The sequence below is a fragment of the Rhodococcus sp. NyZ502 genome, from assembly GCF_041464245.1.
Taxonomy (GTDB): domain Bacteria; phylum Actinomycetota; class Actinomycetes; order Mycobacteriales; family Mycobacteriaceae; genus Rhodococcus_F; species Rhodococcus_F qingshengii.
Genome location: NZ_CP167155.1, coordinates 3206799 through 3226452, shown reverse-complemented (window position 1 = coordinate 3226452; position 19654 = coordinate 3206799). Strand labels below are relative to the sequence as shown.

18 protein-coding genes are annotated in these 19654 nt (G+C 62.7%); 14 read left to right on the top strand and 4 right to left on the bottom strand.

All coding sequences use genetic code 11. The annotated features are described in order from the left end of the window. Position 1 precedes the first annotated feature (1 nt). Positions 2-892, bottom strand: a complete 891-nt coding sequence (locus ACBG85_RS14955; protein WP_370852750.1) for a RecB family exonuclease — start codon at positions 890-892, stop codon at positions 2-4. Between the two features lie 138 nt (positions 893-1030). On the opposite strand from ACBG85_RS14955, the gene ACBG85_RS14950 reads away from it, so the two are divergent. Next, positions 1031-1954 (top strand): tRNA (adenine-N1)-methyltransferase, encoded by a 924-nt coding sequence (locus ACBG85_RS14950; protein WP_007729892.1) that lies wholly within the window; start codon positions 1031-1033, stop codon positions 1952-1954. A gap of 64 nt (positions 1955-2018) precedes the next feature. Here the strand turns inward: ACBG85_RS14950 and ACBG85_RS14945 are convergent, their stop codons facing one another. Then, the gene (locus ACBG85_RS14945) at positions 2019-2543 is read right to left on the bottom strand and encodes a hypothetical protein (RefSeq protein WP_003944789.1); all 525 of its coding nucleotides are present in this window, start codon (positions 2541-2543) and stop codon (positions 2019-2021) included. Positions 2544-2738: 195 nt separating this feature from the next. Here ACBG85_RS14945 and arc point away from each other — a divergent pair, with 195 nt between their 5' ends. Both arc and ACBG85_RS14935 read left to right on the top strand, forming a co-directional pair. Then, positions 2739-4514, top strand: coding sequence for a proteasome ATPase (arc, locus tag ACBG85_RS14940; protein WP_003944870.1), 1776 nt, complete (start codon positions 2739-2741; stop codon positions 4512-4514). Positions 4515-4632: 118 nt separating this feature from the next. Continuing rightward, entirely contained in the window at positions 4633-5310 is a 678-nt protein-coding gene (locus tag ACBG85_RS14935; protein WP_003944961.1) for a TIGR00266 family protein, read from the top strand. A 51-nt stretch (positions 5311-5361) separates the two neighbouring features. Here ACBG85_RS14935 and ACBG85_RS14930 read toward each other — a convergent pair whose 3' ends face one another. Continuing rightward, complete coding sequence (locus tag ACBG85_RS14930) at positions 5362-5919, bottom strand: NUDIX domain-containing protein (protein WP_054828098.1); 558 nt, start codon at positions 5917-5919, stop codon at positions 5362-5364. A 58-nt stretch (positions 5920-5977) separates the two neighbouring features. On the opposite strand from ACBG85_RS14930, the gene dop reads away from it, so the two are divergent. From dop to prcA, 4 genes are all read left to right on the top strand, one after another. Further along, positions 5978-7477 carry a depupylase/deamidase Dop gene (gene dop, locus ACBG85_RS14925; protein ID WP_003944852.1) on the top strand — a complete coding sequence of 500 codons (1500 nt, stop codon included), beginning with the start codon at positions 5978-5980 and terminating at the stop codon, positions 7475-7477. Positions 7478-7625: 148 nt separating this feature from the next. Next, positions 7626-7820 carry a ubiquitin-like protein Pup gene (locus ACBG85_RS14920; protein WP_003944925.1) on the top strand — a complete coding sequence of 65 codons (195 nt, stop codon included), beginning with the start codon at positions 7626-7628 and terminating at the stop codon, positions 7818-7820. Next, positions 7817-8695: a proteasome subunit beta gene (prcB, locus tag ACBG85_RS14915; protein WP_007729873.1), complete on the top strand. Its 879-nt coding sequence runs from the start codon at positions 7817-7819 to the stop codon at positions 8693-8695. The genes ACBG85_RS14920 and prcB overlap by 4 nt, the downstream gene beginning before the upstream one ends. Continuing rightward, on the top strand, positions 8692-9459 hold the full coding sequence (gene prcA, locus ACBG85_RS14910; RefSeq protein ID WP_003945006.1) for a proteasome subunit alpha: 768 nt from the start codon (positions 8692-8694) through the stop codon (positions 9457-9459). The genes prcB and prcA overlap by 4 nt, the downstream gene beginning before the upstream one ends. Before the next feature lie 37 nt (positions 9460-9496). Here the strand turns inward: prcA and ACBG85_RS14905 are convergent, their stop codons facing one another. After that, a complete protein-coding gene (locus tag ACBG85_RS14905; protein ID WP_007729871.1) occupies positions 9497-10915 on the bottom strand; it encodes a bifunctional phosphatase PAP2/diacylglycerol kinase family protein in 1419 nt (472 codons plus the stop codon). A gap of 144 nt (positions 10916-11059) precedes the next feature. On the opposite strand from ACBG85_RS14905, the gene pafA reads away from it, so the two are divergent. The 7 genes from pafA to ACBG85_RS14870 all read left to right on the top strand — a co-directional run bounded on the left by pafA (position 11060) and on the right by ACBG85_RS14870 (position 19654). Continuing rightward, positions 11060-12418, top strand: a complete 1359-nt coding sequence (pafA, locus tag ACBG85_RS14900) for a Pup--protein ligase (RefSeq protein WP_007729869.1) — start codon at positions 11060-11062, stop codon at positions 12416-12418. Positions 12419-12528: 110 nt separating this feature from the next. Continuing rightward, a complete protein-coding gene (locus ACBG85_RS14895; RefSeq protein WP_003944939.1) occupies positions 12529-13539 on the top strand; it encodes a YafY family protein in 1011 nt (336 codons plus the stop codon). Continuing rightward, a complete protein-coding gene (locus tag ACBG85_RS14890) occupies positions 13539-14516 on the top strand; it encodes a YafY family protein (protein ID WP_030536343.1) in 978 nt (325 codons plus the stop codon). Before ACBG85_RS14895 ends, ACBG85_RS14890 begins: the two co-directional genes overlap by 1 nt. A 135-nt stretch (positions 14517-14651) precedes the next feature. After that, positions 14652-14927 carry a Sec-independent protein translocase subunit TatA gene (tatA, locus tag ACBG85_RS14885; RefSeq protein WP_003944836.1) on the top strand — a complete coding sequence of 92 codons (276 nt, stop codon included), beginning with the start codon at positions 14652-14654 and terminating at the stop codon, positions 14925-14927. 73 nt (positions 14928-15000) lie between these two features. Continuing rightward, complete coding sequence (tatC, locus tag ACBG85_RS14880; protein WP_003945030.1) at positions 15001-16029, top strand: twin-arginine translocase subunit TatC; 1029 nt, start codon at positions 15001-15003, stop codon at positions 16027-16029. A gap of 48 nt (positions 16030-16077) precedes the next feature. Beyond that, positions 16078-18789, top strand: a complete 2712-nt coding sequence (locus ACBG85_RS14875; RefSeq protein WP_064444615.1) for an RNA helicase — start codon at positions 16078-16080, stop codon at positions 18787-18789. Positions 18790-18841: 52 nt separating this feature from the next. Continuing rightward, entirely contained in the window at positions 18842-19654 is an 813-nt protein-coding gene (locus ACBG85_RS14870) for a DUF4333 domain-containing protein (protein ID WP_042919737.1), read from the top strand.

The window sequence follows — 19654 nt, the reverse complement described above, 5'->3', positions numbered from 1 at the left end:
GTTATGAATTCTCCTTTGCGGCAACAGGTTCGGTGCTCAGCAGGTCCGGCCAACCTGGATAGGGCGGAGGTGTTCCGCCGAACGAGGGGCACAGTGACTTGTGATCGCACCAGTCGCACAGTTTGCCAGGCTTGGGTCTGAAGTCTCCGGTCGCACCTGCTGCGAGGATCGCTTTCCAGATGGCGGAGAGGGTTCGCTCGAATCGGATGAGCTCGTCGTGATCCGGGGCGTACGTGAGAATCGAGCCGGAGGCCAGATAGATCAGGCGCAGTTGTGCGGGAACGATTCCGCGAGTGCGCAGCAGTACGAGCGCGTAGAACTTCATCTGGAAGAGCGCCTTGGATTCGGTGAACTCGCGAGGCGCTTTTCCGGTCTTGTAGTCGACCACCCGCACCTCACCCGTCGGTGCAACGTCTATCCGGTCGACGAAGCCGCGGAGTCGAACGCCGTTCTCCAATTCGGTCTCGACGTAGACCTCGCACGCCTCGGCATCGAATCGAGTGGGATCTTCGAGCGTGTAGTACGTCGCGACGAGCTTGCCGACTTCGTCGAGGAACGAATCCAGCTCGCCCTCCGGAACAAGGTCAGCGGCCTCGGGAGACTCGGCACTGACACGTTCCCACGCGGGACGGACGAGTTCGGCTGCGCGATCCGGAACCCGGTGACCGGTCGGGAGTGCAAACAGTGCTTCCAGTGCCGCGTGTACGACGGTGCCTCTGACCTGGGCTCTGGTTGGCGTTTCCGGAATTCTGTCGACTGCTCGGAAGCGATAGAGCAGGGGGCATTGTTTGTAGTCACCCGCCCGAGACGGAGAGAGCGCCGGCCGACTACGCGGGCGCTCGTGTGATGTTGCACCCGTTGGAGTGGGGGTTGGCAATTCGACAGAGCTCACACCTGGCAGGCTATGCGGTTGGTCCGACAACTCCGTCGGAGCCGGTGGCGAGGACACCGGAAACAAGCGAACAGGGATCATCTGCGCATGGCGAACGAGCTGCAACCAGAAGAAGGCACGACCGAAGTGGATGAGGTTGTGCAGTCCGCTGTCGCCGAGATTCCCGAACAAGAGCTTCCAGAAGCTGATCTCACTGCGCCGGGCAAGCGGCCGTCAGGTCCGTTCCGCGTCGGCGACCGAGTACAGCTGACCGACGGCAAGGGACGCCACTACACGATCGTTCTCGAGGCGAACCGCGAATACCACACCCACAAGGGCGGAATCGTTCACAACGATCTGATCGGTGCCGACGAGGGCAGCGTCGTCAAGTCGGTCAACGGCACGCCCTATCTCGCACTGCGCCCCCTGCTGGTGGACTACGTGCTGTCCATGCCGCGCGGTGCCCAGGTCATCTACCCGAAGGACGCAGCTCAGATCGTCCACGAAGGCGACGTGTTCCCCGGAGCACGCGTGCTCGAGGCCGGAGCCGGCTCCGGCGCACTGACATGTTCGCTGCTGCGTGCCGTCGGACCCGAGGGCAAGGTCATCTCCTACGAGGTCCGCGACGATCATGCCGAACATGCGGTTCGCAACGTCGAGACCTTCTTCGGGGAACGTCCGCCGAACTGGGAACTGACCATCGCCGATCTCGCCGAGTTCGATCCGGAAGCGCACGGAGGCAAGGTCGATCGCGTCGTCCTCGACATGCTGGCCCCGTGGGACGTCCTGCCCGCCGTCTCGAAGGCACTCGTGCCGGGCGGCGTGTTGATCGTCTACGTCGCGACCGTTACTCAGCTCTCGAAGGTCGTCGAGGCGATGCGGGAGCAAGAATGCTGGACCGAGCCCCGCTCGTGGGAATCGATCGTGCGCGGTTGGCACGTCGTCGGATTGGCGGTGCGCCCCGAACATCGGATGCAAGGCCACACCGCGTTCCTCGTGAGCGCTCGTCGTCTCGCCGAAGGAACTGTCACCCCGAAGCCGCAGCGGCGTGCGGGCAAGGGCTCGAACACCGCGGCCAAGTAGTCACACGAAAACAACAAGAGCGGCGATCCGGTATCCGGATCGCCGCTCTTGTAGTAGCTGGAAGTTATGCGGTGCAGGAAGCGCGGCCCATTTCCAGGAGCACGCAAGCCGAGGTGTCGGACAGCTTCCAGGAGCCGTCTTCGAGCTCCCAGGTCCACGGGGTGGCCGGGGCGGCGCCGTGCGGGCTGACGACGGCGACGTCTGCGGTTGCGGTCTGACCGTCGACCTTGACGTTGTCCACGTTGAACGTGATCGCGTAGGCAGGGTTACCGCCCAGCGCAGCACTCATCGTCTCGATGTTGGCCTGACGCTTGGTTCCGTCGACCACCAGAGCGGTCTTCTCCTCGATCGGCTTGGCCGGATCGATCAGCGCGACGAGCGAAGCGTTGAGCTCCTCGGCCGTAGGAGCCGCTGCGGCAGCGGCAGCTGACGTCGTGGCGGAAGCCGAGGCCTTGGCCGTGGTGCTCGAGGCGGCGGCGGAAGTAGAACTTGCAGCCGTCGAATCCTTGTTGTCGTCCGAGCTGCATGCACCCATGGTCAGGACGGCAGCGACAGCACAAGCGCTGATGAGAGTCTTGCGGATGATCACAGCGTTACCTTTCGTTGTAAAGAGAGACAGGCGCTGTCTCCATCTTGTAGGCAAGGCTAACATGACCAAAATCTGGCTCGAGACCAGTCGGCACGGTCCGCGCGCAGGTGTGAATTCGCACTCGCGCACCGTGTCTGGCGACAGTTGGGGCCTTATGCCGGTAGCGTTGATGGATCGCACTGGGAGGAGACGCACATGAGCTCGACAGAGAACCCGGATTCGGTTGCGGCAGCAGAAGAACTCCACGCGCTACGAGTGGAAGCACAAGTACTGCGCCGACAACTTGCACAATCGCCGGAGCAGGTGCGTGAGCTGGAGTCGAAGGTGGACTCGTTGTCCATCCGAAACAGCAAGTTGATGGACACCCTCAAAGAGGCCCGTCAGCAGCTCATCGCGCTTCGTGAAGAAGTCGACAGACTCGGTCAACCGCCGAGCGGTTACGGAGTCCTTCTCTCGGTACACGAGGACAAGACCGTCGACGTGTTCACGTCGGGTCGCAAGATGCGGTTGACGTGCTCACCGAACATCGACACGGACACCCTCGCCCTCGGGCAGACGGTTCGCCTCAACGAGGCACTCACCATCGTCGAGGCCGGCACCTACGAGCAGGTCGGTGAGATCAGCACGCTCCGTGAGGTACTCGACGACGGCTTGCGCGCACTGGTGGTCGGTCATGCCGACGAAGAGCGCATCGTCTGGCTCGCAGCGCCGTTGGCAGCCGTCTTCGCCGACCCCGAAGCCGACATCATCGCGTACGACGCCGATTCTCCGACCAGGAAACTGCGTCCGGGCGACTCGTTGCTCGTCGACACCAAGGCCGGGTACGCCTTCGAGCGCATCCCGAAGGCCGAGGTCGAAGATCTGGTTCTCGAGGAAGTTCCGGACGTTCACTACGACGACATCGGTGGTCTCGGGCGTCAGATCGAGCAGATCCGTGATGCCGTCGAACTCCCGTTCCTCCACAAGGATCTGTTCCACGAGTACTCGCTGAGGCCGCCGAAGGGTGTACTGCTCTACGGTCCGCCTGGTTGCGGCAAGACGCTCATCGCCAAGGCCGTCGCCAACTCGTTGGCCAAGAAGATCGCAGAAGCCCGCGGTCAGGACAGCAAGGACGCCAAGTCCTACTTCCTGAACATCAAGGGCCCGGAACTTCTGAACAAGTTCGTCGGCGAAACCGAGCGTCACATTCGGATGATCTTCCAGCGTGCTCGTGAGAAGGCGTCCGAGGGCACTCCGGTGATCGTCTTCTTCGACGAGATGGACTCGATCTTCCGTACCCGTGGTTCGGGAGTCTCCTCCGACGTCGAGACAACGGTTGTTCCGCAGCTGCTCAGCGAGATCGACGGCGTGGAAGGGCTCGAGAACGTCATCGTCATCGGCGCGTCCAACCGTGAGGACATGATCGACCCGGCCATCCTGCGTCCCGGCCGACTGGATGTGAAGATCAAGATCGAGCGCCCCGACGCGGAATCCGCTCAGGACATCTTCTCGAAGTACCTGGTGGACGGTCTGCCGATCAATGCGGACGACCTCGCCGAGTTCGGTGGCGATCGCACCGCCTGCTTGAAGGCGATGATCGTTCGCGTCGTCGATCGCATGTACGCGGAGAGCGAAGAGAATCGTTTTCTCGAGGTCACCTACGCCAACGGCGACAAGGAAGTTCTGTTCTTCAAGGACTTCAACTCGGGTGCGATGATCCAGAACATCGTCGACCGCGCCAAGAAGTACGCGATCAAGTCGGTACTCGACACCGGTGCTCCGGGCTTGCGTGTGCAGCACCTCTTCGATTCCATCGTCGACGAGTTCGCCGAGAACGAGGATCTGCCCAACACCACCAATCCTGATGACTGGGCACGTATTTCGGGCAAGAAGGGTGAGCGGATCGTCTACATCCGCACTCTCGTCACCGGCAAGAACGCCAGTGCCAGCCGCGCGATCGACACAGAGTCGAACACGGGCCAGTACCTGTAGCGAAACGAAGATCGATCGGGCCGGCCACTCCGCGAGAGTTGTCGGCCCGATCTCTGCGTCGCTGCCGTTGACTTCGTTGCGATTGGACCGGTCGGTCGCGCTGGTTTAGAGTCCCGCCGTGCAGATACATCTTCGACACAATCCGTCGTCCACTGTCGCTCGCTGCTACCTCGCGCCCGGCGAACCGTTGCGCGTGGAGAGCGGGGCGATGCTCGCGCATTCTGCCGGCGTAGTTCTCGAAGCGAAGGCGCAGGGCGGCGTCCTGCAGGGACTCAAGCGGTCGATGCTGAGCGGCGAATCATTTTTCGTCACGACGTATACCGCTCCGCCGCAAGGTGGTTGGGTCGACGTGACTGGTGTGCTTCCCGGAGATCTGATCCCGCTGACCATCACCTCTGATCGCCCGTTCTTCCTCAACCGTGGAACCTGGTTGGCCAACTCCTACGGTGTGACGGTCGAGTCCAAGTGGGGCGGCATGTCCAACCTCTTCGGCGGTGAGGGAGGATTCGGCCTGCGGGCAAGTGGCGACGGTGAAGTAGTGCTGGCCGTCTACGGCGCGATCGACGTCATCGACTTGCAGCCAGGCGAGACAGTCACGATCGATACCGGTCACGTGGTCGCCTACGACCTCGGCATGAATTTCAACATGCGGCGCGCCGTTCAGGGGCGCACCATTCAGTCGATGAAGTCCGGTGAAGGATTTGTCTTCGACTTCACCGGCCCAGGACGCGTTCTCGCGCAGACCCGCAACCCCAGCGCGTTCGCTGCTTGGCTCTCGGCGATCACCCCGGGCTGATCACAGGTCCCACCAGTGTTCAGTCCCAGCGGTGTTCAGTCCCAGCGGTGTTCAGCTCCAGCAATAGTCGGCCAGCAGCGCGCGTGAGTCCGGAACGAACGGCCACGACGGGTCCTGCAGGTGGGCGCCGAGTTCTTTCGGCGTCCACCACCAACCTTCGGCGATCTCGCTGGGCTGATGTGCCATCGGCCCGTCGTATCTGAGTTCGAACGCAAACAGGTGACAGCGCAACGGAGAGTTGTTCCACTCGCCGTCCCAGGATTTTCGAGCGATCTCCGTCAGTTGGAGTGGCTGGTCTGCCGTTCCGAAGATTCCGAGTTCTTCACCGACTTCACGGATCGCAGTTTCCTGCGGCGTCTCACCTGGATCGACGACACCTCCGGCCAGACAGTCGTGATAGCCCCCGAACACCGCTTTCGTGTCGGTTCGGCGATGGACGTAGATGCGGGAGCCGTCCCCGGTACGAACCAGGACGCCCGCACTCGCGTGCCAGAGCCCACCCGAGTAGACGACCGAACGTGGTGCTCGGCCGATCGGATTACCCGTCCGGTCGTACACGGCGACTACCTCGTCCGCGGGATTCAGGTCTGCGGTGAGAGGTTGGTGCATTCCTCCAACTGTGCCACGCCTGTGGGTGCCGCGCCGCAATCACATAGGCTCTGGTGTCATGCAGCGGATCATCGGTGTCGAGGTCGAATACGGAATATCTTCACCCAGTGAGCCGTCGGCGAATCCGATTCTCACTTCAACCCAGGCGGTGCTTGCCTACGCCGCCGCAGCGGGCGTGCCACGGGCCAAGCGCACACGCTGGGATTACGAGGTCGAATCTCCGCTGCGAGATGCCCGAGGCTTCGATCTGGGGCGAATGAGCGGTCCCGCGCCGGTGATCGACGCGGACGAGATCGGCGCCGCGAACATGATTCTCACCAACGGGGCACGGTTGTACGTCGATCACGCCCATCCGGAGTATTCGGCCCCCGAGGTCGCCGACCCGCTCGACGCCGTGATCTGGGACAAGGCCGGCGAACGCGTCATGGAAGCGGCTGCGCGGCACGCATCCAGCGTGCCGGGTGCGCCTCGGCTCCAGCTGTACAAGAACAACGTCGACGGCAAGGGTGCCTCGTACGGCACGCACGAGAACTACCTCTGCTCACGTGAGACCCCGTTCGCCTCGATCGTGACAGGATTGACGCCGTTTTTCGCGTCCCGGCAGGTGATCTGCGGTTCCGGTCGTGTGGGTCTCGGTCAGTCCGGCGACGAGGCCGGATTCCAGCTTTCGCAGCGATCCGACTACATCGAGGTCGAAGTAGGCCTCGAGACCACTCTCAAGCGCGGAATCATCAACACCCGCGACGAACCGCACGCGGATGCGGACAAGTATCGCCGCCTGCACGTCATCATCGGTGACGCGAACCTCGCGGAGATGTCGACGTACCTCAAGGTTGGAACAACGGCGCTGGTACTCGACCTGATCGAGGCAGGTGTCGACCTCACCGATCTGCAACTGGCGCGTCCGGTCACGGCCGTCCACCACATCAGTCACGACCCCACTCTGCGCAAGACCGTTGCGCTGGCCGACGGACGTGAACTGACAGGGCTTGCGCTGCAACGCATTTACCTCGAACGTGTCTCGAAGTTCCTCGACCGTGAGACCGATCGTGATCCGCGAGCGGACGATATCGTCGCCAAGTGGGCGATGGTTCTCGATCTCCTCGAGCGCGATCCCATGGAGTGCGCGAACATCCTCGACTGGCCGGCCAAACTGCGTCTGCTCGAAGGGTTCCGCAATCGTGAGGGACTCGCGTGGTCGGCGCCGCGATTGCATCTGGTGGATCTGCAGTACTCCGACGTGCGACTCGACAAGGGCCTGTACAACCGCCTGGTTGCTCGCGGCTCCATGGAGCGGCTTGTCACCGAACAGCAGGTTCTCGACGCGGTCACGAACCCTCCCACCGACACTCGCGCATACTTCCGGGGCGAGTGCCTACGCCGATTCGGTGCCGATATCGCGGCCGCGAGCTGGGATTCGGTCATCTTCGATCTCGGCGGTGAATCGTTGATCCGTATCCCCACCCTCGAGCCGCTTCGAGGTACCAAAGCGCACGTCGGAGCGTTGCTCGACTCCGTGGACAGCGCCGCGGAACTGGTTGATCAGCTCACTCACTGAAATCAGCCGATGCGGCTCGCCGTCGCGTCTCTCCACACCTGACGGTGCCGCTCGGTAGGGTGAAGGTCCGAGCGGGATCAGTTACCGACTCTGCTGGGCCGAACAGGATGCTCGCGAGAGCTCCCTTCACACAAGGAGGTCGACGGCGATGGCTCAAGAACAGACGCAGCGTGCCGGTGGCGGCGAAGACGACGAAACCACTGGTGGCGACGGCAGTGCCGGCCAGGAACGTCGCGAGAAGCTCGCTGCAGAAACCGACGACCTGCTCGACGAGATCGACGACGTGTTGGAAGAGAACGCCGAGGACTTCGTCCGTGCCTACGTCCAGAAGGGCGGCCAGTGACGGTGGATCGCGCGCCCCGGATCACAGACGGGGACACACGGTTGAGCTTCGGCTCGAATCTGTCGTCATTCTCGGAATACCTTCGGGTGCATGCACCGGAGCATCTTCCGCAGAACCGCTTCGCCGACACAGGAGGTGTTGTCATGGGCGGGGGAGACGTAGCTCCGCACGGCACCACCATCGTCGCGATCAGCTATGCGGGTGGTGTTCTGCTCGCGGGTGATCGCCGAGCGACGATGGGCAATCTCATCGCCAGCCGTGACGTGCAGAAGGTGTACGTCACGGACGACTACTCGGCTGCGGGTATTGCAGGTACGGCCGGGATCGCAATCGAACTGGTCCGGCTCTTCGCGGTCGAGCTCGAACATTACGAGAAGATCGAAGGCGTCCCACTCACGTTCGACGGCAAGGCCAATCGACTTTCGTCGATGGTTCGAGGAAATCTCGGAGCAGCGATGCAAGGTTTGGCGGTTGTGCCACTGCTCGTGGGTTACGACCTGGACGCGGTCGATCCGTCCACCGCCGGTCGCATCGTCTCCTACGACGTCGTCGGTGGGCGATACGAGGAGCGCGCGGGCTATCACGCAGTCGGATCCGGCTCCCTGTTCGCGAAATCGGCGCTCAAGAAGCTGTATTCACCGGGAATCGACGAGGACACCGCGCTTCGGTTCGCCGTCGAGGCGCTCTACGACGCGGCAGATGACGATTCGGCTACCGGTGGCCCTGATCTGACACGAGGGATCTATCCGACGGCGGTCACCATCACCTCGGCCGGCGCTGTCGAGTTGTCGCCCACCAGGGCTGCCGAGATCGCCAGGGAGATCGTCGCGGCTCGCACGGCGACCGTGAGTCCGGAAGGGGAGTCTGCGCTATGACGATGCCGTATTACGCATCAGCCGAACAGATCATGCGCGATCGTTCGGAATTGGCGCGCAAGGGAATTGCCCGCGGGCGCAGCGTCGTCGTTCTCACCTACCGCGACGGAGTGCTCTTTGTCGCCGAGAATCCGTCGCGTGCTCTGCACAAGGTCAGCGAACTGTACGACCGTCTCGGATTCGCGGCAGTGGGCAAGTACAACGAGTTCGAGAATCTGCGCCGCGCGGGCATCGTCCACGCAGACATGCGTGGGTACTCGTACGACCGTCGGGACGTCACCGGGCGTTCGCTCGCCAATGCGTACGCACAAACCCTGGGAACGATCTTCACCGAGCAGCCCAAGCCGTACGAGGTCGAGATCTGTGTTGCCGAGATCGGTCGCTTCGGAAGCAGTACGCCGGCTCAGCTCTACCGGATCACGTACGACGGATCCATCGCGGACGAGCAGGAATTCGTGGTCATGGGCGGCACGACCGAACCGATCGTGACGGCGATGCGCGAGTCGTACCAGCGAGACCTCGACCTCGAATCCGCAGTGCGGATTGCAGTCGGGGCGCTCCAAAAGGGCGGCCCGGCACCGGCCGGAACCACTGAGGCGGAACCACGAACTCTCGATGTGAGTGCACTCGAGGTTGCCGTTCTCGACAGCAATCGTCCACGCCGTGCGTTCAAACGGATCGCTGGAACGGTTTTGGAAGAGATGCTTCCAGCTCCGGCAGCAGTCGAGGATGCGCCGCCGGCAAACGGCGACGCACCCTCGTAGATACTCCGTAGGTCTGGGAGTTACTGCAGGTCTGGAGTTACTGAGTGACTCGGTAGACGGCCACCGCGCCCGGTTCGGTGTCGAAATCGAACCGGCGCGCGTCTGCCACCACTTCACCGTCGGTGGCGATGGCTACCGGTGAATCGGCGACTCGAACCGACATCGACGAGACGAGTTCGCGAACGTAGACCCGCGAGCTGCCCAATGTTCCTGTGGCAGCCGCAAACAGCAGACGTGAGCGCGAGAATTTCTTGTCCGCGCGCAGATAGCGGACGTCGAGTAGTCCACGGTTCATCTCCGGACGCGACATCGGCACCTGATCGGCGGGGGAGTATCGCCCGTTTCCGACGAACAGCATCCAGATTGTGGTCCGCTTCCCGTCGATGGTCACCGTCATCGGCTCCGCCGCTGCGAGAACCCGGATCATCGCGGCTCCAGCGGCCGGCCACTTACCGAAACGCGGTTCCCATTTTTCCCTCAGGCGCACAGCATCCGGGTATCCACCGAGGCTGGCTGTGTTGAGAAACCGTGCAGTCACTCCGGAATCCGTGCGCACCACCGCGTGGTCGACGAATGCCGCCTGACCGGACTCGACTGCCTGTGCGGTCTCCTCGACATTCACCGCCCCGACGTCGCGGGCGAAATGGTTCAATGTTCCGCCGGGAAAAACCGCAAGTGGTAGCTCATGCTTTGTCGCCGCGGTCGCGACCGTGACCACTGTTCCGTCGCCGCCGCATACACCCAACGCTTTCGGCGAGAGCTCGGGGATCTTGGCATCGATCTGCATGTCGAAGTCGATGTCCGCGTCGAACTCGTAGACGATCGCTTCCGGTAGTAGTTCTCGAATCGATTCCACGATCCCGTCGTCCTCGGAGCCTGAACCAGGATTGGTGAAGACCAACAAGCCTTCTCCGCGCGGGAGCGCGGGAACCACGCACTCGGGTCCGAGTTCGGCGGGTTCTTCGTCGCGTACCGCCCACCAACGACGCGTGCCGGCAGCGATAGCACCGCCGACCGCGAGGCCTGCGAAGACGTCGGACGGCCAGTGGACTCCGTTGTGAACGCGTGAGTACGCCACTGCTGCGGCCAGTGGTGCGAGAGCAGCTCCAGCAACCGGGGACTCCATGGCCACTGCCGCGGTGAATGCCGCGGCCGAAGACGAATGTCCGGAGGGGAACGAGGACGACGTCGGAATGTCGACGCCTCGCTTCGGGCTCAGCCAGACGCGTGCCGGTGGGCGTCGGCGGGGAAAGAGGGGCTTGAGTATGCCGTTGGCCAGCGCGCTGGAACCGGCCAGTGCGAGCAGCCCGCGTGCTGCTGCCCTACGGGGCCGCCCGCCGATCATCGCGAGCAAGGCGGCGACAACCATCCACAAAACGCCGTGATCGGCGGCTCTGGAGAGAAACCGCATGGTCGGGTCGAGCACGGAAGGGCGCAGTGCTCCAGTGCTTTCCATGACTTTGACGTCGCTTCGGACAACTTTTCGGCGAATAAGGCTCACACCGTCACACTATGCTGCCGCCCGATGTTGTCGAGTCGTGACTTACGACGCGATCGAAGTACACGGGTGAACCTCGCATTCTGGTTGTACTGTCGAAGTGTGCAGAGACGAATCATGGGTATCGAGACGGAATTCGGCGTTACCTGCACCTTTCACGGGCACAGGAGACTGAGCCCCGACGAGGTTGCTCGTTACCTCTTCCGTCGTGTCGTGTCGTGGGGTCGCAGCTCCAACGTCTTCCTCCGTAACGGAGCCCGCTTGTACCTGGATGTGGGTTCGCACCCGGAGTACGCGACGGCCGAGTGCGACAGCCTCATCCAGCTGGTCAATCACGACCGTGCCGGTGAGCGTGTGCTCGAAGAACTGCTGATCGACGCCGAGGCGAGACTCGCCGAGGAGGGTATTGGTGGCGACATCTATCTCTTCAAGAACAACACCGACTCGGCCGGAAACTCGTACGGCTGCCACGAGAACTTTCTCGTCGCGCGCGCCGGTGAGTTCTCCCGCATTTCGGATGTCTTGTTGCCGTTCCTCGTCACGCGCCAGTTGATCTGCGGCGCCGGAAAGGTACTGCAGACTCCGAAGGCCGCGACGTTCTGCCTCTCGCAGCGCGCGGAACACATCTGGGAGGGCGTCTCGTCGGCTACCACTCGCTCGCGTCCGATCATCAACACCCGCGACGAACCGCACGCGGACGCCGAGAAGTACCGCCGCCTGCACGTGATCGTCGGCGATTCGAACATGGCCGAAACGACGACGATGCTCAAGGTCGGTTCGGCCGCACTGGTGCTCGAGATGATCGAAGCCGGGGTGTCGTTCCGCGATTTCGCGCTGGACAACCCGATTCGTGCCATCCGCGAGGTCAGTCACGACGTGACCGGTAAAAAGCCGGTTCGCCTTGCTGGTGGACGTCAGGCCAGTGCCCTCGATATTCAACGCGAATACCACGCCAAGGCAGTCGAACATCTGCGTAACCGCGAACCGGACCCGCAGGTGGAGCAGGTAGTCGACCTGTGGGGTCGCACCCTCGATGCCGTCGAAGCTCAGGATTTTGCGAAGGTCGACACGGAGATCGACTGGGTCATCAAGCGCAAGCTGTTCCAGCGCTACCAGGACCGTCACGGTTTCGACCTGTCCGATCCCAAGATCGCGCAGCTCGACTTGGCTTACCACGACATCAAACGCGGCCGGGGCGTCTTCGACGTTCTCCAGCGCAAGGGCTTGGTCAAGCGGGTCACCGAGGACGAGACGATCGACGACGCCGTCGAGAATCCGCCGCAGACCACGCGCGCCAAATTGCGGGGCGACTTCATCACCGCAGCCCAGGCAGCAGGCCGGGACTTCACAGTCGACTGGGTTCACCTCAAGCTCAACGATCAGGCACAGAGAACGGTGCTGTGCAAGGACCCGTTCCGCTCCGTCGACGAGCGTGTCGAGCGTTTGATCGCTTCGATGTAGGTCACCCAATTTCACGATTTACAACACAGCAGGTCTGTTTTGCGGCGACGCGCCGGGCACGAAAGTGTCCGGCGCGCGTTCGGTTATCGGATAGCCACTAGGATTTCGGCGTGGCGACATCAAAAATCGAGCGGTTGATGAACCTGGTGATCGCGTTGCTGTCCACCAGACAGTTCCTCACGGCGGAGAAAATCCGTGACAGTGTGGCCGGGTACAACGATTCCGCGAACTACGAAGCGTTCAGTCGCATGTTCGAGCGCGACAAGAACGAACTTCGTGACCTGGGTGTCCCGTTGGAAACCGGTCTGGCAGGACGGTTCTCGACCGTCGAGGGGTATCGGATCAATCGCAATGCCTACGAGCTTCCGGACGTGGACCTTACCAGCGAGGAATCTGCTGCAGTCGCCGTCGCGGTGCAGTTGTGGGAGTCGCCGGAACTGATTTCGGCAGCCCAGAGTGCACTACTCAAACTCCGAGCGGCCGGCGTCCAGGTCGACTCAGAAGTCAGTGCCGCCCCGGTCACCGCGATTCCCGCGCGCACCCGCGGTTCGGAGCCCGCGCTCGGCAAGCTTCTTGCAGCGGTCGACGCCGGCCGAGCAGTTCATTTTCAGCACCGCGGTGCATTGAACGAACCGTTCACCGAGCGCACCGTCGAACCGTGGGGCGTCGTCACGCACAACGGCAAGTGGTACCTGGTCGGGCACGACGTCGACCGTGATGCGGTGAGGACCTTCCGGCTCTCACGGATCGGTGACGACGTCAGGGAGTTCGGCCCGGCCGGTTCGGTTCACAAACCTGAAGGTGTCGACCTTCGCGAGGTCGTCGATCGCGTGACCGGTTCGGGCGTCGTGACCGGGACGGCTACGGTGTGGGTCGCAGACGGCCGCGCCCATGAGCTTCGGCGGCTTGCGACGTCGTCGTCCGAACGGCGGTTGACCGATCGCGACGGCAGCGTGCTGGCCATCCCCGTCCGATCCTGGGAATGGACCGCTCGGTTGATCGCCGGTCACGGGTTGGACGCATTGGTGCTGGACCCACCGGATTTGCGTGCTGAGGTCGTCGCGAAGCTGCGCGCCGCAGCGGCGAGCCCGATCACCGGCAATGGACAGGGGGACCACTGATGAGCAATCGACTGTCGTCGCGGTTGGCACGGCTGCTCAACCTCGTGCCGTACTTCATCGCAAATCCTGGCATCAGTCCCGCCGAGGCCGCCGAGGAGCTCGGTGTCAGCACCACTCAACTGATGACCGACCTCAATCAACTGTGGGTGTGCGGACTGCCCGGTTACGGTCCCGGTGATCTCATCGACCTGTCCTTCTCCGAGGAAAGTATCGAGGTCACGTTCTCGGCCGGGATCGATCGCCCGTTGCGCCTCACCTCGACGGAGGCGACGGCGTTGCTGATCGCCCTGCGGTCCTTGGTGGAAATGCCCGGCATGGTCGATCCGTCCTCGGCGCAGCGTGCCATCGCGAAGATCGAGGACGCAGCAGGCTCGGCCGCGGCACGAGCCATCGGTCAGGACCGGGACACATCGCCGGCGCCGGACATCGCCGAAGACCCGATAGCAGCGACGGTCAGAGCCGCGCTCGCAGACAAGACCGCCCTGCGATTGACGTATTACTCCGCCTCGCGCGACGCGGTCTCCGAGCGCATCGTCGACCCCGTTCGTATCGTGTTGGTCGACAACTACAGCTACCTCCAGGCGTGGTGCCGTCAAGCCGAGGGAGTGCGGTTGTTCAGATTCGATCGGATCGACGCCGCCGTCCAACTCGACGAGCCCGCCGACCCGCCGCCGCAGGCCCTCGAGGAGGATTCGAATCTCGAATTGTTCAGCGGCGACGGTTCCCTTCCGGAAGCGCGGTTGTTCATCACCAAAGAGTGGGTGTGGATGCTCGACTACTACCCGTTGGACGTCGAGCACGTGAACGACGACGGGTCGGTCGAGGCGACGATGAGTTTCGGAACACTTGAATGGATGGCAAGGCTGGTGTTGGGATTCGGTGAGGGCGTTCGGGTCCTTCATCCGCCGGAACTGGTCTCCGAAGTCCATGATCGAGCCGTTGCGGCGCTCGACGCCTATGACGTAATCGGTTCGTAAAACTTCGGGAAACCTTCACGTTCAGTGAGTTCGCAGGAAACAAACAGGTAAAAGGTAGCTGAAGTAAGTGCTTTGGCACCTCCGAGCGCCGGTTGTGTCCGGTAGCATCGAGGAATCTGATCATGGGAGGTCGTTATGGGTGCAATGCAGCCGATGCATTGGCTGATTGTCGCTGTTGTCGTCGTAATTCTGTTCGGGTCGAAGAAGCTTCCCGATGCAGCACGCGGTCTGGGTCGTTCCCTCCGCATCTTCAAGAGCGAAGTCAAGGAAATGCAGAACGACGATGCGGCGCCCGCAAGCGCGCCGGTCGCACAGCCTGCTCCGGCACAGTTGCCGACGGCCAACACCGCGGTGGTCGCAAACGGTGCAGCAGCACCTGTTGCGCAGCCGACCGAAGTCAAGCCGCTCTAGTACACACTGCGTTCTAGCCGGGGTGAAATATTCGTTCACCCCGGTTGTCTGCTGACCAAGACCAGGATGCACAGTGCGTATTCCGTTAGACCCGCGTAACCGCAAGCGGAAGGTCAACCCAGACGGCACCATGTCGTTGGTCGACCACCTGTACGAATTGCGGACTCGTTTGTTGTTCGCATTCCTCGGCGTGATCATCACCACGGCGTTCGGCTTCTTCTGGTATTCACACTCGATACTCGGTCTCGAAAGTCTGGGCGATCTGCTTCGCGGACCGTACTGTGAGCTTCCGTCCGAGAGTCGCGCCAACCTCAGCACCGACGACGCGTGCCGATTGCTGGCGACCGGGCCGTTCGAGCAGTTCATGCTGCGATTCAAAGTGGCGCTCACCGCCGGCATCGTTCTTGCCTGCCCGGTGTGGCTTTACCAATTGTGGGCATTCATCACCCCGGGCCTCTACGCCAAAGAGCGTCGCTACGCGGTCGGATTCGTCACCGCAGGTGCCGCTCTCTTCATTCTCGGCGCAATCCTGGCGTACCTCGTCGTGGCGAAGGCTTTGCACTTCCTCCTGACCATCGGTGACAACGTCCAGATCACCGCGCTCAGTGGTTCGGAGTACTTCGGCTTCATCATCAATCTGCTGCTCATCTTCGGCGTCAGCTTCGAAATCCCACTGCTCGTCGTCGTGTTGAACTTTGCCGGCATTCTGACGTACGAGCGTTTGAAGGCCTGGCGTCGAGGATTGATCTTCGGGCTCTTCGTATTCGCTGCAGTTGCCACGCCAGGGTCGGATCCGTTCTCGATGTTGGCGCTCGCGCTGGCTCTGACGCTTCTCTTCGAGGTCGCGGTCCAGATCGCTCGCCTCAACGACAAACGTAAGGCCAAGCGAGCCGGTGAAGACTGGGGCGCACTGTCCGACGAGGAAGCTTCCTCCATCTCGGCTCCGTCCGATCTGAACGAGGCTTTCGACAATCCGACCAAACCCAAGGCCGAATCGAGTGGATTGTTCGGACGTAAGTCCAAGTCCAAGGCTCCGGTCGCGGAGAAATCCGACACCGCCGGCGACAACGCGCCCGGCCAGGATTTCACTGACACTCTCTGAGCGCCGTGCCACCACGTCGGCGGCGTGTGAAACCCTGACGAGGTGGTTATGAACAAGAGTGAACTGAGCACGTTCGCGTCCAGCCTGAAGTTCGAACTCGATCCATTCCAGGTGAAGGCATGCGTTGCGCTCGAAGCGGGCCACGGCGTCCTTGTCTGCGCGCCGACCGGTGCAGGCAAGACCGTGGTCGGCGAGTTCGCTGTCCATCTGGCTCTGGCGGCGGGCCGCAAGTGTTTCTACACGACGCCGATCAAAGCGTTGAGCAATCAGAAGTACGCCGAACTCGTCGAGCGGTACGGCCCCGGCGAAGTCGGTCTGCTGACGGGTGATTCGAGTATCAACTCCGACGCACCGGTGGTCGTCATGACCACCGAAGTCCTGCGGAACATGCTCTACGCCAACTCCGAGGCACTGCGCGGGCTTTCGCACGTCGTCATGGACGAAGTGCATTACCTGGCCGACCGGTTCCGTGGGGCGGTGTGGGAGGAAGTGATCCTGCACCTGTCCGAGGACGTACGCCTGGTGAGTTTGTCGGCGACCGTGAGCAATGCCGAAGAATTCGGTGCCTGGATGGAAACCGTCCGCGGCGACACCACTGTGGTCGTGGACGAGACTCGGCCGATCCCGCTGTGGCAGCACATCATGGTCGGTAGGCGAATCTTCGATCTCTTCGACAGTCGTAGTCATCCTGCTGCCGGGCCGAAGACCGTGCTCGTCGACCAGGATCTGGTTCGCCACGTCAAGCAGCGTCAGGCTCTCGAACGCGTCGAGAGCTGGCAGCCGCGTGGCCGCGGACGACGCGGCAGCTACCAGAGTTCCAACGATTTCCGGCCCTTGCCACGACCTGACGTCATCGCTCAGCTCGATCAGTCCGGACTGCTCCCGGCCATCACTTTCATCTTCAGCCGCGCCGGTTGTGATGCGGCTCTTGCACAGTGCCTGCGGTCCAGACTGGATCTCACTTCGCCGGAGCAGGTCCGCGAGATCGACACCATCATCGAGAAACACACCGGGGAACTACCCGAAGAGGATCTCGAAGTTCTCGGATATCGGGACTGGTGCAAGGCACTACGACGCGGACTGGCATCTCACCATGCCGGCATGCTGCCGGCATTCCGCCAGACAGTCGAGGAACTGTTCGTCAAGGGGCTCGTGCGGGCGGTCTTCGCGACCGAGACGCTGGCCCTCGGCATCAACATGCCGGCACGCACGGTGGTGCTCGAACGTCTGGTCAAGTACAACGGTGAATCGCACGCCGAACTGACGCCGGGGGAGTACACGCAGCTGACGGGTCGGGCCGGCCGACGCGGCATCGACGTCGAAGGCCACGCTGTGGTCCTGTGGCAGCCCGGGGTCGAGCCGACGGATGTCGCCGGCTTGGCGTCGACACGGACGTTCCCGCTCCGCAGTTCGTTCCGCCCCTCGTACAACATGTCGATCAATCTCGTCGAGCGCATGGGCGCGGCGGATTCACGGAAGCTGCTCGAACGTTCCTTCGCGCAGTTCCAAGCGGATCGCTCGGTGGTCGGCCTGGTGCGTGGCATCGAGCGGAACGAAGAAGCACTGAAGGGTTTGCAGGAGAAACTCGGCGGTGCGGACGGCGAATACTTCGAATACGCGTCGTTGCGTGAGCGGCTCAGTGCGCGCGAGCGCGCGCTCGAACGTAAGGGCCGCGAAGACCGACGCGGAGATGCGGTGGAGTCCCTTCGTGCACTCGCCCGCGGTGACGTGATCGCAATTCCCATCGGTCGTCATTCCGGGGTGGCGGTGGTCCTCGTCCCGGACAACGATCCGAAGGACCCGCGTCCGCTGGTTCTGACTGCCGACCAGTGGGCCGGCCGACTCTCCTCGGGTGATTTCCCGGAAGCAGCCGACGTTCTGGGAAAGATGCGACTGCCCAAGCATGTCGATCACCACACCGCCCGGATCCGGCGCGATCTGGCCTCGGCGTTGCGTAGTACCGGGATCAGTGCCCCCCGGCGAAAGAAGCGCCGCAAGGCGGGCGCATCCGAAGATGCCGAGGTCGCTACTTTGCGACGTGCTATTCGCTCGCATCCGTGCCATAGCTGGCCCGATCGTGAACATCTGAGCCGGATCGGTGAGCGCTACAACCGGCTGGCCAGGGAAACGCAGTCGATGAGGGAAAAGGCTGCGGCCACCACCAACTCGTTGGCGCGGACGTTCGACCGCATCATTGCGCTACTCAAAGAGCGTGAGTACATGACTGCCGAAGCAGCGCCCGAAGTCACCGAATCCGGACGACGACTCAGCCGCATCTACTCGGAAAGCGACCTTCTGGTCGCCGAATGCCTGCGGACCGGGGCGTGGACAGGTCTCAGCCCGGCTGAGTTGGCGGCCGTCGTGTCCTCGGTGGTCTACGAATCACGTCGGGACGGGGACACCGTGGATCGGGTGCCGACAGCGGCGCTTCGTCACGCCCTCAACGACACTCAACGATTGTGGAGCGAACTGCGGTCGGACGAGATTCGCCACAAGCTGCCGCCGACGCGGGAACCGGATCTCGGATTCGTCACTGCCGTTTATCACTGGGCGAGCGAAAACTCGCTTGTCGACGCACTGATCGCGGCCGGAGTGCAGGGTCGTGCGCTGTCTGCGGGTGACTTTGTACGTTGGTGTCGTCAGGTGATCGATCTCCTCGATCAGGTCCGCCTGACTTCGACGGATGCCGACGTCGCGAAGACTGCGGCGCGGGCGGTAGCTGCAATTCGTCGCGGGGTAGTTGCTGTCGACGCAGCATGACCGCAACTATGTGGTTTGATTCGCAGACTGGTATTTCGAGTGGGAGGCGAACATGAGCGGGCCTTACGGACCGAACGATCCGAATCGGCAATGGGGTCCTGGTGATCAGCAGCAGCCGAACGAGCAGCAGTGGGGGCAGAATCCTCAGCAGCCGGGCGGACAACAGCAGCCTGGTCAGCAGCCCGGCCAGCAACAGCCGTGGGGTCAGCCTGGTCAAACACCGCAGCCCGGCCAGCAACAGCCGTGGGGACAGCCTGCCTACGGCCAGCCGGGTGGTCAGCCTGCGTACGGTCAGCCGCAACAGCCTGGACAAGGACAACCCGGCCAGCAACAGCCGTGGGGACAACCCCAGCAACAACCTCCCGCACAGCCGTGGGGTCAGCCCGGGCAACAGCAGTCACCTGACGCAACCCAGGCGTGGGGTCAGCCTCCGGCTGCCGCACCGCAGCAGGCGTGGGGCGCCACGGCCCCCGGGCAGACTCCGGGACAGCAGAACCAGTGGAACCAGGCTCAGCCGTTCCCGAGTCCCGGTGCGCCCGGAAACCAGTCGGGTAAGTCGAAGAAGCCCCTGATCTTCGGTGCGATCGGCGTTCTCGTCGTTCTTGCCGCTGTCGTGGTGGCCCTGGTGTTCGGAGTCTTCGGCAAGAACACACTCGATCAGAGCGCGGCTCAGGCCGGCGTCGAGAAGATCGTCACCGAGTCCTACGGGGCGAAGAACGTGAGCAACGTTCAGTGCCCCGCGGACCAGGAAGTCAAGTCAGGCAACAAGTTCACCTGCACGCTTTCGATCGCGGGTGTGAAGTCGAACGTGACCGTGACGTTTGTCGACGACAACGGCACGTACGAGGTCAGCCGCCCGAGCTGA

Bases quoted from the DNA above. Each gene is read 5' to 3' on its own strand.
- arc (WP_003944870.1), top strand. From the start codon at position 2,739: ATGAGCTCGACAGAGAACCCGGATTCGGTTGCGGCAGCAGAAGAACTC.
- ACBG85_RS14930 (WP_054828098.1), bottom strand. From the start codon at position 5,919: ATGCACCAACCTCTCACCGCAGACCTGAATCCCGCGGACGAGGTAGTC.
- dop (WP_003944852.1), top strand. From the start codon at position 5,978: ATGCAGCGGATCATCGGTGTCGAGGTCGAATACGGAATATCTTCACCC.
- ACBG85_RS14920 (WP_003944925.1), top strand. From the start codon at position 7,626: ATGGCTCAAGAACAGACGCAGCGTGCCGGTGGCGGCGAAGACGACGAA.
- prcA (WP_003945006.1), top strand. From the start codon at position 8,692: ATGACGATGCCGTATTACGCATCAGCCGAACAGATCATGCGCGATCGT.
- ACBG85_RS14905 (WP_007729871.1), bottom strand. From the start codon at position 10,915: ATGGAAAGCACTGGAGCACTGCGCCCTTCCGTGCTCGACCCGACCATG.
- ACBG85_RS14890 (WP_030536343.1), top strand. From the start codon at position 13,539: ATGAGCAATCGACTGTCGTCGCGGTTGGCACGGCTGCTCAACCTCGTG.
- tatA (WP_003944836.1), top strand. From the start codon at position 14,652: ATGGGTGCAATGCAGCCGATGCATTGGCTGATTGTCGCTGTTGTCGTC.
- ACBG85_RS14875 (WP_064444615.1), top strand. From the start codon at position 16,078: ATGAACAAGAGTGAACTGAGCACGTTCGCGTCCAGCCTGAAGTTCGAA.
- ACBG85_RS14870 (WP_042919737.1), top strand. From the start codon at position 18,842: ATGAGCGGGCCTTACGGACCGAACGATCCGAATCGGCAATGGGGTCCT.